At 53.1% G+C, this 390-nt stretch carries 1 pseudogene; it reads right to left on the bottom strand.

Features of this window, described 5'->3' with window-relative positions:
• Positions 1-390, bottom strand: a pseudogene (locus AC1M9F_RS14515) (type VI secretion system tip protein VgrG); the annotation flags it as partial.

Consider the following 390-nt stretch of genomic DNA (forward strand, 5'->3'; position numbering starts at 1 on the left):
GAAGGAAGCGTGCGCCATAGCCTTCGCCTGCCCATGGGGTCAGTACATCGACCCAAGCTGAATCGGTGTCGTTGTTGTTACTGCCGGCACCGCCATCAAATTGGTGGTCTTCTGCTCGGGTAAACAGGAAGCGTACTTTGATGCGTCCCCATTCATCGACATGGATTTCTTCTCCTGCAGGTCCCACCACTTTGGCGCGTTGCGGATGGGTGCTGGGTCGATGTTGTAAGGGGTTGTATTCGGGTACGGTTTTGATGTTGCGTCGTTGTAGGATGAGTTCGCTGGCTTGGCGTTCTTGATCCTTGTGGGTTGCTTGGTTGGTGTCTGTCTTGTGTTTTGGCGTCCATTGGCTGCGTTGTAGCAGTTGTTGGACTTGTTGGTCTAAGTCTT

Source organism: Acinetobacter sp. ANC_7504 (assembly GCF_056779995.1).